This window comes from Myxococcus sp. CA005, from assembly GCF_006518205.1.
Taxonomy (GTDB): Bacteria; Myxococcota; Myxococcia; order Myxococcales; family Myxococcaceae; genus Myxococcus; species Myxococcus xanthus.
This window is the reverse complement of the sequence record NZ_SRLV01000037.1, coordinates 24,728-41,377: the sequence shown is the minus strand read 5'-3', so window position 1 is coordinate 41,377 and position 16,650 is coordinate 24,728. Positions and strand designations below refer to the sequence as shown.

Here is a 16,650-nt window from a genome sequence, read left to right as displayed (position 1 = left end):
TCGTGAGCAAGACGAAAAAGTGGATCATCTCAGGCAGCGCGGCGCTCCTTCTCGGCGCGGGCGTGTACGTCACCCAGCGCGGCGAGGAGCCCAAGACGAACGAGCGCTCGGCGGCGGTGGCCGTGGTGGAGCGCCGGGACATGGAAGTGGTGGCCGAATCCGCGGGCCTGGTGGAGCCGCTGCGCGTCGTGGAGGTGAAGTCCCAGGCCTCCGGTGAAGTGCTGAAGGTCCACTACGACACGGGCGACACCGTTGCCGAGGGCACGCTGCTGGCGGAAATCGAGCCGCGCGACGTGCAGAACGCGCTGGCGCAGGCCCAGGCCGACCTGGAGTCCGCGCGGGTGCGGCTGAACACGACGGAGGCCCAGCGCCAGCGCATGGAGGCGCTGCGCAAGGACGGCTACGTCACGCAGCAGGAATACGAGACGGCCGTGGACGCGTCCGCGACGGCACGGGCCACCAAGGTGCGGGCGGAGACGAACCTCCAGTTGGCGCGTGAGCGCAGCCGGGACGTCACCATCCTCGCACGCAGCCCCGGCACCATCCTGGAGCGGACCATCCAGCCGGGCGTCATCATCGCCTCCGCCACCAACAACGTGTCCGGTGGCACCGCGCTGTTCAAGATGGCGGACCTGTCGGTGATGCAGGTGCGCGCCAAGGTGGACGAGACGGACGTCGGGCAGATCAAGCCCGGCCAGAAGGCGCGCGTCACCATGGAGGCCTACCCGGGCCGCACCTTCATCGGCGAGGTGGTGAAGATTGAACCGCAGGCCCTGGTGGAGCAGAACGTCACCCTCTTCCCGGTGCTGGTGCGGATGGACAACCCGGACGGCCTGCTGCGGCCGGGCATGAACGCGGAAGTGGCCATTGAAATCTCCCGCCGCCGCAATGCCCTCACCGTGCCCAACACCGCGGTGGTGGGCGTGCGGGATGCCCGGAGCGCCGCCGCCGCGGTGGGTGTTTCCGAGGAAGCGCTGCGCGCGGTGATGCGGCCGCCGGGAGCCCCGAACCGCCCGGGCGCGCCGTCCGGACCGACGACGGTGTCGGCCGTGGGAGAAGCCGGCGTGGGCGCCACCGCCGCGGTGGCCAATGGCGCCGGGCCGGGCGCGGTGCCCGCGAGGGGCCAGGGCGGCATGGGTGAAGGCCAGGGCGGCGGAGGCCAGGGCCGCGCGGGCCGCCGGGCGCGCGAGGATGTCCAGGGCGCGACGGATACGCGGCAGGGCGTCGTCTTCGTGCAGAGCCCCACCGGTCCGCAGCCCCGGCGCGTCACCCTGGGCCTGAGTGACTGGGAGAGCACGGAAGTGGTGAGTGGCCTGGAGGATGGCGAAAAGGTGGTGCTCATCACGGTGGCGAAGCTCCAGAAGCAGCAGCAGCAGAACACCGAGCGGATGCGCCAGATGTCAGGCGGCGTGATTCCCGGCGCGGGTGGTGGCCCGCGCGGGCCGCGCTAACCCCAGCCCCATCAGGAGGACACGTCATGGGTGAAATCATCCGGGTCGCATTCGATGCGGTCCTCGCCAACAAGCTGCGGTCGCTGCTGACCATGTTGGGCATCGTCATCGGCATCGCGGCCGTCATCACCATGGTCGCGCTGGGCGAAGGGGCGCAGCGCTCGGTGGCCCAGCGGCTCCAGGGACTGGGCACCAACGTCCTCACGGTACGCCCGGGTCAGGCGTTCACGGGCGGCATGATTCGCGCCCAGGCGTCGATGACCATCGACGACGCGGAGGCGCTGCGGGAGAACGCGCGCCACATCCAGGCCGTGGCGCCGGAAATCGAGTCGCGCTTCCAGGTGGAGTACGGCGCGAAGAACGCGAACCTGTCCGTCGTGGGCACCTGGCCGGACTACTTCCACGTCAACCAGGGGCAGATCACGAACGGCCGGCTCTTCACGGACGCGGAGGACAAGGGCCGCCGCCGGGTGGTGGTGCTGGGCGCCCTGGCCGGTGCGCAGCTGGGCCTGACGGACACCGCATCCCTGGTGGGCGAGTCCATCCGCATCCGGGGCATTCCGTTCGAGGTCATCGGGGTGCTGGCCGAAAAGGGCGCGCAGGGCTTCAACAACCCGGATGAGAGCCTCTACATCCCGCTGTCCACCGCGCAGTTCCGCGTCATGGGCAGCGACCGCATCCGCTCCATCGCGGTGCAGGCCGTGAGCGACACGGCCATGGACGACGCGATGGCGGAGATCGACCAGAAGCTCCGGCGTGAGCACCGGCTGCGCCCGGAGCAGCCCGCGGACTTCAACATCCGCGACCAGGCCTCGCTGCTCAACACCATGCAGGAGACGACGCAGACGTTCTCCCTGCTGCTGGCCGGCATCGCCGCCATCTCCCTGCTGGTGGGAGGCATTGGCATCATGAACATCATGCTGGTGTCGGTGACGGAGCGCACGCGCGAGATTGGTCTGCGCAAGGCGCTGGGCGCCACCGGCACGGACATCATGCTCCAGTTCCTCGTGGAGTCCCTGGTGCTGTGCCTCGCCGGAGGAACGCTGGGCCTGCTGCTGGGCATGGGCGGCGCGGCGATGCTCCAACGCATGGCGGGCTGGACGGTGGTGGTGGCACCCGAGGCCATCATCGTGGCCATCGCCTTCTCGGCGACCGTGGGCGTGTTCTTCGGCATCTGGCCGGCGCGGCGCGCGGCGAGCCTCGCGCCCATCGAGTCGCTCCGTTACGAGTAGCCGGTGTCCGTCTGCGGGCCTGACTCGAGGAGGGACGACATGGCGGATGACAAGCGAATCGCGTGCATCGTGGGGAGCGGGAAGCCCGCACCTGACATGGCGTCTACTTCCGGCCGCCGAGAATGTGCTGGAGGAGCTGGCGCGAGATGCGGAGCAGCTTCGCGGCCCCGCGCACGCTCCCTTCGGATTTCGCCAGGGCCTCGTCCACCAACGTGTCGCGGACGAGGCTCTCGAAGCCGTGCAGAGGCACCCGTCCCGCGCTCGCCCGCAGCGCGGTGACCAGATCGGGGGGACGCGCCAGCGTCTCCAGCCAAACGGACTCCAGCCGCGCGAGGTCCAGCGGCTTGGGAAGGAAGGCACGCACGCCCTCCTGCGCGAGTTGGAAGGCCTGCTCCGCCGTCGCCGTCCCGCTGATGGCGATGACATGCGGCAGCGGCTCCAGCTCACACAGCGGCGCCAGCAGCTCGATGCTGTCCCCATCTGGAAGGCTGACATCCAGGATGACGGCGTCGGGCGCATCACATTGGAGGACCTGACGCGCCGCGGCGAGCGAAGCCGCATGGGTGCACCGCTCGACGCGAGAGCGCAACGCCTCCTCGATCGCACGCGCAAGACGCGTGGCGTCCTCGACGACCAGGAGATGTCGGACCCGCCCCACCCATGGCAACTTACCATGAATGCCTGAGAGTCCTCGACCGCTGGCGCTGGAGCAGATGGCGCAGCGGGTGCTGTCCGACGCTTCGAACGAGGGCGAAGCGCTGGTCAGCGGGGGCCGGATTGTCTTCTGTGCCCTCATCCTGACGCGCTTCCTGGCGCTGGGTGGCGCCCACGCCGAGGGCGGTGCCGCGGCGGCATGGCTCCAGCTTCCCCTGCTGCTGGGCAGCATCGCGGCGTCAGTGATGGCGCTGTGGGCGGCTCGGCGGCGGATGTTCGGCGCGAAGCTGCTCGTGGCCTCCACGGTGCTGGACGCCGTCTTCGCCCATGCGTCCCTCCTCTCCACGGTGCTCTGGCATGGCCCTCACTACACCGGCCTGCTGCGAATGCCAGACCCCGCGGCGGCCATCGCGGTGGCCTTCATCACCGCGCTGCGGCTGTCGCCCTCGGCCGCTTGGATTGGGACGGCGGCCAACCTCCTGTTGATGGCGGGTCTGACGGCGGTCGACCTCCACGTCAATGCAGGGCAGTCCACCTACGGGGCGAAGGAGCTGATGCTCCTGTTCATCTTCATCGGCAGCGCGGGCGTCTTCGCCTCGGTGATTTGTGGCATTGCACGGCGGCTGGTCCTGGAGGCCGGAACCGCGAGTGTCCACATGGAGCGTGCACGCACGAACCTGCGCGCGCTGCTGCGCGAGCACCATGACGTGCGCACGTTGCTGTCCGCGGCGAGGCTGCGCGCCGACCTCCTCCTCCGCGAGCCCCTGAGCGCCAGCGCGCCCGGCCATGCGAGCGCCCTGGTCGAGGACCTGGGAGAGCTGAGCAGCTTCATCGAGAGCGTGAAGGCCCGGACCCTGAGCGAGCTGACTGTGATTGAAGATGCGACGGCGGTGAACGTGGGCGCCACGCTGCGCCGTGCCATGGAGGTCGTCCAGGCGAGGTTCGCCCGGGTCCGGTTCGAGTTGGAAGGAACAGCGGGCCTGGCGCGTGCCGCCGCCAACGACGTCAGCGTCCGGATTGTCGGTGGAGAGCGAGGGCTCACGCACGTGGTCACCAACCTGTTCGTGAACGCCTGTGAGGGTGATGGCCGGCAAGGCGCGCGCACGGTTCGAATCAGCGTGGAGCCGAACCCGGCGCTGCACCGCGTCCTGCTCAGCGTGAGCGATGATGGACCGGGCTTCCGACCGGGGCTGCTGGAGGGGGAACGCCCCCGGGCCGGTACGACCAAGCCAGAGGGCGCTGGGCTGGGCATGCTCCTGGTGAGCGGGCTCGTCGAGGCAAGCGGCGGCACCTTGCGCGCCTGCAACCCGCCCGAGGGAGGCGCGCGGGTCGAAGTCACACTGCCCACCAGCGGGTAGAGCCGCGGGCCCCTTCCCTCGCCCCGGCGGCAGGAGCAGGCGCCGTGGATGGCCGGCGCAACCGCCAGGCGTGAGCGAGCCCCAGTCCGAGGTTCGCCACCAGCCACAAGGCCATGGGCCTGCGGTTGTCCTGGTCGAATGAGGGCAAGAGCTTGAGCACCACCGCGAGCAACGAACCCGCCGCGAGCAGCCAGACGCATCGGCGTGCCCAGCGCTCCGCGCGCTCACTGCCGGACATCATGAGGATGCCCAGCGGAAGCAGTCCGAAGGCAAGCGGATTGGCCAGCAACAGGTTCTCATTGCCCTGCATGACATCGAGCCTGGAGAACAGCATCAAACCACCCAGCGCCACGCCCGCCGCGCCGAGCGTGAGCCCGAACACGGCGTGATAGAGGCCGAAGAGAATCTGGAACATCCGGTGCGTGCCACGCCCACGCAGGAACGCGAGGATGATGGCCAGGGCCGCGCCTCCTGCGCCAAGCCCCCAGGCGGAGGTTCCTTCCCAGCCGGCGTCGACAGGAGCGGACGCGTCCATGGACGGGGATGAGGCCCCCTCGCGATTTACCAACGGGATGCGCCTGCCGGAGCCATCCACGTAGGACACTCCCATGAGCAGCCTGGCGAGCTCCCGAGGCAGGAAGGCCTCCTCCCATTGAGTCGCGGGCGCGTCCACGGCGTCGTTCAGCCATAACATCAAGAGCAGCTCCGACACCGGATGCGTCTGGATGTATCGCCGGAGGAGCTCTCGTTGGGTGGCACGTGCCGGCTCCGTGAGCGCTTCCCGAAGCGCGCCACCCAATGCCTCATCAAGGACGTCCCGCACACGCGTCGCGCAGTTGTCCTTGAGCGGGTGATAGGCATATTCACGCGAAGCGGGCTGGACGTCTCGCTCCAGCCGAGCCAGGAGCCGTTGACGCTGCTCCACCGTGAGCATGAGGTCCTGCACGTCAATGGACCGCGCCAGTGCGCGGTACAGCAGGAAAGTCCGCTCCACGGACAGGCGCGCCGCCCAGAACGTCGGCCGGCCCAGGAGGAAGCGGACCGGTCCCCCATTCGCGATGGACGTCGTGCCATAGCTGTAGAGAAGGCCTTTCTTCAGGCGCGTGTCCTCGACCCACAGCGCGCTGTGACCGAAGCGCTGGTGCATGTCCGCGCCGGGGCCAATCGTCACCAGCCGGATGCGCAGGGACTCCGGATGTCCGCCAAAGCCCTCGGGCGGGGGCGCGGCGAACGCCGCCGCGCGGAACAGGGCCACGACCAGGATGAGCACCGCGTGTCTCGCCATCCCAGGGCAATGCCCCACGCCCGCGTGGTCAGGGCAGTGCAAAAAGATTGGCAGTGTTCACGTGAAACGCGCCAAGGCAGGGTCCCTATCGGCTCGCGGGCGGCGTGCAGCGAGCCAATGACACACACGCCCACTCCCGAATTAGCAAGGAGAAGTCTCACATGAACACGACCCACACTCCGACCACGTATTCCAGGCGCTTCGTGGCTGCCGTCACAGCCACCCTGGCCGTGGCCATGCTCCTCATGACCCCTGGCAAGGCACACGCCGTGGATGGTGACCGGCAGGTGACGCACCTTCGTGTCCGCATCGTCACCGGAAGCGACGACCTGCGCAAAGCGAGCAACGCCTTCGCCGAGTTCAGCTACACGGCGATCAATGGCAGCCACATCTCCATCAGCCAGAACCTGAACAACGGCGCGAACTGGCCCAACGGGTCAACGCGCACCGTGGATGTCGAACTCCCCGACGGCGTCCTCTACAGCAACATGCGCGAGTTCGCGATCCGGTTTCAATCCGGGCAGTCCAACCCCTTCGAGACCGGTGACAACTGGAACCTGAACGACATCCGAGTCACCGCTATCCTGGACGACGGGTCGGAGACCATCATCGTGCAGGACTCCGGCAACCCCTACCACCGCTTCAAGAGCGACGTGAACACCCGGCGCGCCTGGGTGCTCTGACGTCGCCGCGGGGACGGCTCAGATGCGTCAGGTGCCTCCCCGCTCGAAGGCCTCCACATCCTGGTAGTACCGCTCCACCTGTGCCTGGGTCGCCGCCTGGGTGTAGACCTCGGCACGCGGACGTTCGATGGAATCGAGGATGACTGTCGCGGCATCCTCGACGCGCTGAGCCCCTGGCAGCCCCCGCGAATCGGGCCCTCCGCCAAGCGCGTTGTCCCCGAATGCCGTTGCGACCACGCCGGGCATCACCACCGTCACGGTGATGCCCGGGTACGTCTCACGCAGCTCCTGGCGCAGGCAGGCGCTGAGCGCGTTGAGCGCATGCTTCGCCGCGCTGTACGCCGAACGGTGGGGAACGATGGGCAGCCGCCCCAGGGTGCTGGAGACATTCACCAACTGCCCGGCGTCGCGCGACTGGAAGTGCGGCAACACCGCCTGCATCCCGTACAAGGCGCTGTTCACGTTGTCGCGCCACATGGTCTCCAGGTCCTCGTCCGTGAGCTCCGCCACGGAGCGCGTGATGCCTCGCCCCGCGTTGTTCACCCACACGTCGATGCGGCCAAATCGGGCGAGCGCGGCGTCACGGAGCCGCTCCATGTCCGCGCGCCGGGTCGCGTCCGTGACCACGGCGAGTGCCTCGTGCCCACACTGGCCGGCCACCACTTTCAGCTCCGCCTTGCGGCGCGCGGCCAGCACCAGCCGGGCGCCCTTCGCGGCCGCTTGCCGCGCCAGCTCCGCGCCAATGCCGCTGCTTGCTCCAGTGATGACGATGACCTTGTCCATGTCCATGGTCCTCCCAGGCTGACGCGTGTGCCTCTATCAGGCGCCCTGACGCCCCGCGAGCCCGGCAGCCCCCCGGTGGAGGGCGCTTCGCATCCCCGGCGCCAGGCTCATCGCGGGCCGTGCCGTGGTACCGTGAGGCCCCTCCCGCGCCCCTTCCGTCATGCCGCTGCGACTCTTCTCCTTTTCGATGCTCATCGGGCTCGGCGCGGTGCTGGGCCACCTGTATGTGTACCGTCGGCTGGTGCGCCCCCTGGTGCAGGGCCGCATGCCTCGGCTGCTGGCCATCGGCGTGCTCGTGCTGATGACGGGCGTGCTGGGGAACCGGCGCACCGTGCTGGACCTGCTTCCGGAGAGCGCCGAAGGGCTGCTCACCATGGCGGTGTACACGTGGATGGGCGTGGCGCTCTGCCTCGTCATCGCCCTGCTCCTGACGGACGCCGGCCGGGGGCTCACGGCCCTGGCAAGACGGCTGCGGCCACACGCCCCTCCCGCGCCTCCCGCGCCAGCATCCAGCCCCACCGTGGACGAGGACCGGCGGCGATTCCTGGGCCAGGCCGTGGCCGGTACCGCCTTCGTCGCGGGAGGCGGGCTGGCCGCCTACGGAAGCTGGCGCGCTTTCTCGCCGCCGCTCATCACGGAAGTGGCGGTGAGGATTCCCAAGCTGCCCAAGGCCCTGGACGGACTGAGCATCGTGCAGCTCACCGACATCCACGTAGGCCACTTCATCCAGCGCCGCTACATGGACGCGCTCGTCCAGCAGGCCAACTCGCTGCGCCCCGACCTGTTCGCCATCACGGGAGACCTCGTGGATGGCGACGTGGCCTCGCTGGGCGGCCACGTGTCCGCGCTCGCCGCGCTGAAGTCCCGCTACGGCAGCTACTTCGTCACCGGGAACCACGACTACTACTCGGGTGACGAGGAGTGGTCGGCCTTCCTGGAGTCACTCGGCATCTCGGTGCTGCGCAACCGGCACGTCCCCATCGGTGACAAGGGCGCATCCTTCGACCTGGTGGGCGTGGATGACTGGAGCGGAGGTCGGCGGCGCAACAAGAAGGGTTACGACCTGGAGCTGGCGCTCGCGGGGCGGGATTCCGACCGCGCCGCGGTGCTGCTGGCGCACCAACCCGCGAACTTCAAGGTGGCGGCGGAGTGCGGCGTGGACCTGCAGATTTCGGGGCACACCCACGGTGGACAGCTCATGCCCATGACGATGCTGATTGGTCTGGCGTGGGAGCACTCCGCCGGGCTGTACGCGCACGGTGACTCCAACATCTTCGTCAGCCGTGGCTGCGGCTTCTGGGGACCGCCCATGCGCGTCGGCAGCCCGCCAGAGCTGGTCAAGCTCGTGCTGACAGCATGACGCGCTGGGACATCCGGTGCGCGGCCTGCCTGCTCACCAGGGAGCAGGCCATCGGGCGAAGGGCCGCGGCGGCTCGACTTCGGGTATGCTCCCCGGCAAATCAGGACCCGTGAGGGTGGGTCCTCAAGAATCTTGAGAGGCACAGATATGAAGCGCCTGGGAAAAGTCGGTCTGCTGGTCGGAGCGCTCACGCTGGGCGGCGCAGTCGTCGGGTGTAAGGCTGAGGACGACACCGCGAAGAAGCAACGCATCGTCGGCAGCGACCACCTGAGCAAGAAGGAGTTCAAGGAAGCCGCCGCGGCCTACGCGCTGTCGCTCCAGGCGGACCCCAAGCAGGAGAAGGTCTGGGAGAAGAAGGCCTTCGCCCACATGCAGATGGGGCAGATGAACGAGGCCGCCGAGGCCGTCCTGAAGATGGGCGAGCTCAAGACGACGCCCGCGGAGAAGGCGGAGATCTACCGGACGCTGGCCAGCATGTACATGACCGGCGGCACCACCGAGGACGCCGAGAAGTACTTCAACGAGGCCCTCAAGCTGGAGCCGAAGGACGAGGCGTCGCTCGGGTGGATCGCGGAGATCTACGCGCAGCGCGGCGGCGCCCGCTCCATGGGCGCGCCCATCATCAAGGAGTCCCTGGAGAAGTCGCTCAGCTATTACGACCAGGTCATCGCCATCAACCCCAACTCCGCCAACACCTACCTCAACAAGCGCGTGGTGATGGGCCGGCTGATGGAGTTCGAGCGGCAGCAGAAGGAGATGGCGCTGTCCGAGGCGGCCGAGAACGCGAAGAACAAGGAAGTCGTCGCCGAAGCGACGGCTCGCGCCGACGAGCACCAGAAGCGCATGGACGAGTACCAGGTGCAGTTCGCGGAGATGACGAAGAAGTTCGGTGAGGCACAGAAGGCCGCGAAGGCGGCGGCGCCCGCGCAGTAACCCACCGCAGCCTGCCGGACCGTACACAAGGGCCTGGAACCGCGAGCCGGTTCCGGGCCCTTCGTGTTTCAGCCGATGGCGGCCATCTGGATTTCGGGCCCACGACTCAGCGGCGCCGTCTGCCTCCGCCTGCGAGCACCATCAGGATTCCGCCCACCAACGCCGCGCCGCCTCCCGCCAGATACAGCGTGGTGCGGTCGGTGTTCCGGCCGGTGATCAACTCCGTGGCCCGCTCCGCGAGCGAGTCCCGGGCCTTCAGCCCGGACCACAGCAACACGGCGCCCGCGATGGCGAGCATGACACCCAGCAGCCGGACGAAGCTCACGTTGCCTCCTGAAGTCACGGGCCTCCCTTGAAGTAGGAGGCCCGCATCGGTCTCAGCGCTTCTTTCGCCCCGAAGGCGCCTTCTTCTTCGCGGCTCCCGAAGCCTTCGCTGGCTTCGCGGCACGCGCCACGGCGGGCTTCGCGGCCTTCTTCGACGGCGCCTTCGCCTTGGACTTCGTCGCGGCCACCTTGGTGGCCTTCGCGGCGGCCCGAGCAGGCGCAGCCTTCTTCGCCTTGGCGGTGGGCTTCTTGGCCTTCGTGGCGGCCGCCTGCCTGGCGCTGCCAGCCGCGACGGTCTTCTTCCGCGCCGGGGTGCGCGTTGCCTTCGCCACGGCCTTCTTCCGCGCCGCCTTCCGCTTGGGCGCAGCCGCCTCTGCCTCGGGTGCGGGAGTCACGGGCGGCTCGACGCTCACGGGCTCGGCTCGCACGGGCTCGGCTCGCACGGGCTCCGGGGCCACGGGAATCGGGGTTTCCGTCACGGCCCGGCTGGGAACAGGTGGGGGCGCTTCAACGGGCGCCTCGGGCGGCGGGCGCGGGGGCTCCATCGAGAATGCCCTGTCGTCCTCGGACTCGCGCCCGGGCTTGGGCGCGGGGAACCGGGGCCCTGGGCCGCCCTGCGGCTTCGGCTTCTGGAACGACCGGCCGTGAGAAGGACCGCGGGGTTCAGGCCCACGCTGACGCTGGGACGCCAACGCGCGAATCCGGTCGAAACCCGGGTGTGGAGACCGGGAGGCGTCTTCGCCCGCCGGCAATTCCCATGGAGCGGGCGCGGACGGCGCTTCGGGCGGAAGCGGCTCGGCCGTTTCAGCGGACACGGGCGCCGGTGCCTGCCGCTCCGGGCGGATGAACGTCCTGCGCTTGGGCCACGCGGGCGACTCGGCACGAGGAGGTTCCTGTCCTTCTGGCGCCCTGGGCGGGAACCGAGGCTCCTTCCGGTGCGGCGCGGACTCCTCACGACGGCCCTCGCGGGAGAAGCGTCCGCGCGGGCGGCCCGGCCCCGTCTCCTCGTATTGCCCGGAGGGCGCGCCCCGGCTCGCGGCGGCGGCTTCCCGTTCGCGGCGGCCCGGACGCCCTGCCCGCTCCCGCCGGCCATCCCGCTCGCGGTGCGACGGCGCCTCGGCCGTCCATGCCTGACGCCGCTGCGGCTGCTCGCCCCGCGTCGCGACACGGCTCAGCGGCGCCTCGCCGTCGAACTGGAGCGCCTCGAAGTCGATCTTCTTCGCCGTCACGTTCACGGACGTCAGCCGCACCCGCAGCTTCTGTCCCACGCGCACCCGGCGGCCATTCGCGTACACCAGGGAGTGCGTCAGCTTGTCCAGCTTCGCCCCGGGCCCCAGCGTCTCGGCCTTCACCAGGCCTTCGACGTGCACCTCGTCCAGTTCGACGAAGAAGCCGAAGTCGGTGATGGCCGCCACGGTGGCGGCGAACTCCTCGCCCACGCGGTCCTTCATCAGCAGGCACGCGTAGAAGGACACCACCTCCCGCTCGACCTGCATCGCCGCGCGCTCACGTTCGGAGCACTGAGCGGCCATGTCCTCGAGCTGGTCCTCCTCGCGCTCCAGCATCGACTGCGAAGGCTTGCGCCCCTTCCGGGCCCAGTGCGCCTTGAGCAGCCGGTGCACCAGCAGGTCCGGGTAGCGGCGGATGGGTGACGTGAAGTGCAGGTAGTGCTCGGCGGCCAGGCCGTAGTGGCCCACGCGGGACGACGTGTACACGGCCTGCATCATGGAGCGCAGCAGGAGCTGGTTCAGCGCCCGCTGCTCCGGGTGGCCTTGGAGCTGGCTGACGAAGGCATCCAGTTCCTTCGACGACACGCCGTCCTCGACGCGCATCTTGAAGCCGTAGGCCTCCGCCAGCGCGGCGAACGTGGCCAGCTTCTCCGGGTCCGGCTCGCCGTGGAACCGGTACACCGTGGGCAGGCCCTCGTTCTGGAAGAAGGTCGCCACCGCCTCGTTGGCGGCGAGCATGCACTCCTCGATGAGGCGGTGGCTGTCCTTGCGCTCGCGCTTGTCCATGCGCGCGGGCAGGCCGTCCTCGTCCAGCACCACCTTGTGCTCGGGCAGGTCGAAGTCGATGGCGCCGCGCTCCTTGCGCATCTTCATCAGCGCGCGGGCCAGCGACATCAGCCGCTCGAAGTGGGGCTTGTGTGCGTTGCGGTGCGGCACGTCCTTGCCGTCGAGGACGTCCTGCACCTCGTTGTACGTGCACCGCGCCACGCTGCGCATCACCGCCGGATACAAGTCGTAGGAGCGACGGTGGCCCCGGCGGTCGAACGTCATGTCCGCCACCATGCACAGCCGGTCCTCGTCCGGGCGTAGAGAGCAGATGCCGTTGCTCAGCCGCTCCGGCAGCATGGGCAGCACCCGGTCCGGCAGGTACACGGACGTGGCGCGACGCAGCGCCTCCGCGTTGAGCGCACTGCCTTCCCACACGTAGTGCGTCACGTCCGCGATGGCCACCACCAACCGCCACCCATCCGCCCGGTCCTCCACGCAGACAGCGTCGTCGAAGTCGCGCGCGTCCTCACCATCGATGGTGATGAGGGGAATGGCGCGCAGATCGCGCCGGTGCTCGCCGCGGACCTCTTCCTCGGTCACCGTCACCGCGTAGCGGTCCGCCTCGGCCATGACCTCCGGCGGGAACTCGTCGGAGAACCCCTGCGAGTAGGCAACGCCCAATACCTCGGCGCTCGGAGTGCCGGGCTTGCCCAGGGAGCCGGCGACCTCGCCGTGCAGCCCCCGGTCCGGGTCCAGCATCTGGGCACCAATGCCCAGTTGGACCTTCACCAGGTCCCCTTCGCGCGCCATCTGCGTCAGCGGCACACGGATGGGGCCGGGCAAGCTCGAATCCGTGGGGTACACCACGGCGTAGCGGCCCTTCACGACGTAGGTGCCCACCGCCAGCTCGCGACGGCGCTGCACCACCCGGACGATCCGGCCCTCCAGGCGAGGAGGCCGCCCCGAGACGGCCACCACCACCCGGTCATTGTCGAGCGCGCGCTGGGCCTCGTGCGGCGGCAGGAAGACGTTGTCCCCTTCCCCCGACAGCGGATGCACGAAGCCGAAGCCATCCCGGTGGACGTGGAGGATGCCTTCTAGCAGGCCATCCTCTTCGACCTCGCTGAAACGGCCCCGGCGGCCGGGCCACTCCGCCCGCTCCTGCCGGAAGCCCCCTCCATGCTTCGAAGCGCCCCGGCGCTCACGCCCTGGGCCCCGCTCCTGCCAGCCCGCGCTCTTGCCGCGCGCCCCCGGCTCATGCCGGCGGGCCGCGAAGCCACCAGGGCCCGCCGCGCGCTGCCCGGCATGCCGAGGTCCGCGGTCCGGCCCGCCCTCGCGGGGCCCGGCGGCGTCGCGCTGACGCCACGCCATGGGAGCGCCCTGCTCCCTTGCACGCACGTCGGCCTCGCGCCGCGATGGCTGCCGGGGCACGAAGCGCTTGCCGTCCTTGAGGATGTCGCCCTGACGGACGAGCTCGCGCAGGGCGCGCTTGAGCTCCGTCTGTTGTCCGGGGTGCAGGCCCGCGAGCCGGAGAAGCTCCTTGATGCCCAGCGGGTGGTCTGCTTCAGCGAGGATCTGCTTGAGAAGGTCTTGAGAAAGGCTCACGGTGGGGTCGCGGCTCGGCCGCTACGGGAACGGGTAAGCCCGAAGCGGCCGGACGGGAACCCCCCGGCGACCGGCCGCCCCCCGGAACCTGCTCCGGGCGACGACCCTCAGGGCTTGACCGTGACGTTGATTTTGAAGGAGCGGTCCACCAGGCCGGGCGACAGCGCCTTGGCCAGGAAGAACTCCACATCGAAGGCGCCCGGGTTGCGCGGGGTGAAGAAGAACTCGCGGGTACCAGGACCGTCCTCGGGCGCGGGCTCGAAGTTGGCTTCGCGCAGGCCCACGCGCTTGGCCACCGTGGGCTCGATGGCCCAGGTGAAGCCGGGGTGCTCGGGCAGGCGCACGGTGAGGCCGTGGTTGAGGCGCACGTCCACGGACGTGGGGACCTCTCCCTCGATGTGCACCAGCTCCATCTCGTCGCGAGACACGGCGCGCGCTTCGGACGGACGCAGCTCCACGTTCTCCGCCATGATGCGGCCGCCCCAGCCGGACGTCTTGTCGACGACGCCCTGCACCTGGAGCGTGTACCCGACGTGCTTGCGCAGGGCCTTGCCAGCGGCCTTGCCCTCGATGATGAACGATACCTGCTGGCGCGTGCCGCCATTGGACACGACGAGCACGAACTCCTCGCCCGTCATCTCCAGGTTGCCACGCACGCCCGCGAAGCCCTTGATGCCCGCGCCCATGCCGGCCGCCGTCACCATGGAGACCTCACCGGGCGACAGGTAGCGCAGCCGCGCCTCCGTCTCCGCCGGGGCGGCCTCCACCACCTCGGCATCCGGCTTCTTGGCCGAGTACTTGCGAACGTCCACCACGCCAGCGTGGTTGGTCGTCTTACGGATGAGCCCGCTGACGGAGACCTTGTGGTCCACGTAGGCCGGGAGGACTTCCTGATCCGGGCCCTGGAGGAGGAAGGTCAGCTCGCGCTTGTCGCGGCCGACGACCACCAGGTGCGGCATGTCATTGGTGACCACCAGGCGGCCCTTGAGGCTGCCCTCGCCCGTGACGCCGCGGCCTTCGCCGGCCGTCAGCAACTGCTCCATTTCACGCTTGGTGAGCGGCTCGCCCGGAGGCGGCAACTTGGTGGCGCGAGGACGGGGCTTCTCCACCGGAGGGGCGGCGGGTACCGCGCTCGCCTTCGCCGCCTTGGCGCTCGCGGCGGACTTCGCCGCGGGAGGCGCCTTCGCCGGAGGTGCCTTCGGGGTCTTCGCTGCCGGGGGGGCGGCCTTCGCTGCCGAGGCCGTCTTCCCAGCGGGCGCGGCCTTCTTCGCGGTGGCCTTCTCCTGCACGGCCTTCTTCACCGCGCTCTTGGCCCCCTTCGTTACGTCCGATGCCGCTTTCGCCAATTTCGTCGCCGCCTTCGCCGCCCGCTTGGAGGCGTTCTTGATCAGATCCAGCCGGGCAGCGGAGTCCTTCTTCGCAGCGGGCTTTGCGCCAGCCTTGCCAGCGGGAGTCGTCTTCTTGGCCCCGGACTTGGGCTTGGCCATCGACGCAGTCTCCTTTAGAGTTCCCGTGTCCTTTCAACGGGTTGGCGAACCTGCCCAGAGGGCAGGCAAGCCTCGCGATCACCGTTGCTTGTAACGATGATCAGGTAGGCTGTCAAACTAACACTTGATTATCTCACGGACTTTGTTCGTGAACGGGTTCAAGCCACAAAGCCACGGCATGGCTATAAGCCGGGCATGAACGACTCCGCCACATTGCTGCCGGAAGAAGAAGCCCGGTCGCAGATCCTGGCCCTGTGCGCGCCCCTTCCCTCCGAGTGGCTGCCCCTGGATGACGCACTGGGACGCGTGCTCGCCGAGGATGTGACGGCGCAGCGGACACTCCCTCCCTGGGACAACTCGGCCATGGACGGCTACGCGGTGCGCAGCGCGGATCTGGCGGGTCCCCTACCCGTCCGGCTCATCGTCGGAGAGACCATCTACGCCGGCGCGGTGGGCCACCAGGCGCTGGCCTCCGGGGTATGCGCCCGCATCATGACGGGCGCTCCCCTCCCCGCGGGTGCGGATGCGGTGGTGATGCGAGAGCGGACACGGCCCGTGGTCCAGAGCGGCGCGGATCAGGTCGACATGCTCGAAGCGGTGGCCCCGGGCCAGTTCGTGCGGCCCCGGGGCGAGGACGCTCGGGAGGGACAGGTGTTGCTGGCACGCTGCACGCCGCTGGGCATCCCCGAACTGGGCCTCCTCTGGGCCCAGGGCCGACAAGCCGTGCCAGTGTCGCGCGCACCACGAGTGGCCATCCTCTCCACGGGCGACGAGTTGTGCCACGCGGACGAGCCACCCAACGGCCGCATCGTGGACACCAATGCTCCGTCCCTGGCGCTGGCGGTCCGCCGCGCGGGCGGCATTCCCACGCAATTGGGCATCGCTCGGGATACGCGCGACGCCGTACTGGCCGCGCTTTCCCGGCTGGACGGGTTCGACGTGGTGCTCACCAGCGCGGGGGTGTCCGTGGGCGAGCGCGACTACGTGAAGGAAGTGCTGGCCGAGTTGGGCGTGGAGCAACACTTCTGGCGCGTCGCCATCAAGCCGGGAAAGCCGCTGGTGGTGGGCCGTCGTGGCGCCACGCTGTTCTTTGGACTTCCGGGTAACCCCACCTCCTCCCTGGTGACGTTCGAGCTCTTCGTGCGCCCAGCCCTCCGCAAGCTGCTGGGGCATGCGCAGGTGGGGCCTGGGCGCGTAGCCGGACGCCTGGAAGGCAAGCTTTCCAAGCCCTCCGGCCTGGCGCATTTCGTCCGCGTCACGGCTGCTTGGAGAGAAGGCAACCTGTGGGCCCGTCCGCTGGCGACACAAACGTCTGGTGCCCTGCGTTCTGCGGCGGCGGCCACCCACCTGCTGCATTTCCCTCGGGAAGCCAGCAGTTTGACGGAGGGGGACGCGGTAGAACTGCTTCCGCTCTCATGGGTGGCCTGAGGAACGAAGGACGCCGTGGAGCATCCTCTTGGGGGCTCGTGCTCGAAAGCACGAGCCGCCTTGACTTGAG

At 69.4% G+C, this 16,650-nt stretch carries 13 protein-coding genes; 7 read left to right on the top strand and 6 right to left on the bottom strand.

Translation table 11 applies throughout. The features are described 5' to 3' along the window. Positions 1–2 precede the first annotated feature (2 nt). Together FMQ63_RS18100 and FMQ63_RS18095 are read left to right on the top strand one after the other, a co-directional pair. On the top strand, positions 3–1,451 hold the full coding sequence (locus FMQ63_RS18100; protein ID WP_011554203.1) for an efflux RND transporter periplasmic adaptor subunit: 1,449 nt from the start codon (positions 3–5) through the stop codon (positions 1,449–1,451). A gap of 26 nt (positions 1,452–1,477) precedes the next feature. Then, the gene (locus FMQ63_RS18095; protein ID WP_011554204.1) at positions 1,478–2,683 is read left to right on the top strand and encodes an ABC transporter permease; all 1,206 of its coding nucleotides are present in this window, start codon (positions 1,478–1,480) and stop codon (positions 2,681–2,683) included. Between the two features lie 103 nt (positions 2,684–2,786). On the opposite strand, the gene FMQ63_RS18090 is transcribed toward FMQ63_RS18095, so the two are convergent. Further along, entirely contained in the window at positions 2,787–3,341 is a 555-nt protein-coding gene (locus FMQ63_RS18090; RefSeq protein ID WP_225909315.1) for a response regulator, read from the bottom strand. 19 nt (positions 3,342–3,360) lie between these two features. Between FMQ63_RS18090 and FMQ63_RS18085 the strand changes: the two genes are divergently transcribed. Then, positions 3,361–4,695 carry a sensor histidine kinase KdpD gene (locus tag FMQ63_RS18085; RefSeq protein ID WP_011554206.1) on the top strand — a complete coding sequence of 445 codons (1,335 nt, stop codon included), beginning with the start codon at positions 3,361–3,363 and terminating at the stop codon, positions 4,693–4,695. Here FMQ63_RS18085 and FMQ63_RS18080 read toward each other — a convergent pair. Next, the gene (locus tag FMQ63_RS18080) at positions 4,673–5,980 is read right to left on the bottom strand and encodes a DUF4105 domain-containing protein (protein WP_011554207.1); all 1,308 of its coding nucleotides are present in this window, start codon (positions 5,978–5,980) and stop codon (positions 4,673–4,675) included. The genes FMQ63_RS18085 and FMQ63_RS18080 overlap by 23 nt on opposite strands. Positions 5,981–6,141: 161 nt before the next feature. On the opposite strand from FMQ63_RS18080, the gene FMQ63_RS18075 reads away from it, so the two are divergent. Next, positions 6,142–6,663 (top strand): hypothetical protein, encoded by a 522-nt coding sequence (locus FMQ63_RS18075; protein WP_216608821.1) that lies wholly within the window; start codon positions 6,142–6,144, stop codon positions 6,661–6,663. Positions 6,664–6,690: 27 nt separating this feature from the next. On the opposite strand, the gene FMQ63_RS18070 is transcribed toward FMQ63_RS18075, so the two are convergent. Continuing rightward, positions 6,691–7,452: an SDR family oxidoreductase gene (locus tag FMQ63_RS18070; RefSeq protein WP_011554209.1), complete on the bottom strand. Its 762-nt coding sequence runs from the start codon at positions 7,450–7,452 to the stop codon at positions 6,691–6,693. 154 nt (positions 7,453–7,606) lie between these two features. Here FMQ63_RS18070 and FMQ63_RS18065 point away from each other — a divergent pair, with 154 nt between their 5' ends. Together FMQ63_RS18065 and FMQ63_RS18060 are read left to right on the top strand one after the other, a co-directional pair. Beyond that, a complete protein-coding gene (locus FMQ63_RS18065) occupies positions 7,607–8,806 on the top strand; it encodes a metallophosphoesterase (RefSeq protein ID WP_011554210.1) in 1,200 nt (399 codons plus the stop codon). Positions 8,807–8,953: 147 nt separating this feature from the next. Beyond that, positions 8,954–9,739: a tetratricopeptide repeat protein gene (locus tag FMQ63_RS18060; protein WP_011554211.1), complete on the top strand. Its 786-nt coding sequence runs from the start codon at positions 8,954–8,956 to the stop codon at positions 9,737–9,739. 106 nt (positions 9,740–9,845) lie between these two features. On the opposite strand, the gene FMQ63_RS18055 is transcribed toward FMQ63_RS18060, so the two are convergent. From FMQ63_RS18055 to FMQ63_RS18045, 3 genes are all read right to left on the bottom strand, one after another. Beyond that, entirely contained in the window at positions 9,846–10,064 is a 219-nt protein-coding gene (locus FMQ63_RS18055) for a DUF3185 family protein (protein ID WP_020478851.1), read from the bottom strand. Between the two features lie 52 nt (positions 10,065–10,116). Further along, positions 10,117–13,665, bottom strand: coding sequence for a ribonuclease R (gene rnr, locus FMQ63_RS18050; RefSeq protein ID WP_011554213.1), 3,549 nt, complete (start codon positions 13,663–13,665; stop codon positions 10,117–10,119). A 107-nt stretch (positions 13,666–13,772) separates the two neighbouring features. Beyond that, positions 13,773–15,152, bottom strand: coding sequence for a protease inhibitor I42 family protein (locus tag FMQ63_RS18045; protein WP_011554214.1), 1,380 nt, complete (start codon positions 15,150–15,152; stop codon positions 13,773–13,775). Positions 15,153–15,347: 195 nt separating this feature from the next. Between FMQ63_RS18045 and glp the strand changes: the two genes are divergently transcribed. Further along, positions 15,348–16,580 (top strand): gephyrin-like molybdotransferase Glp, encoded by a 1,233-nt coding sequence (glp, locus tag FMQ63_RS18040; RefSeq protein WP_011554215.1) that lies wholly within the window; start codon positions 15,348–15,350, stop codon positions 16,578–16,580. Positions 16,581–16,650: the final 70 nt, after the last annotated feature.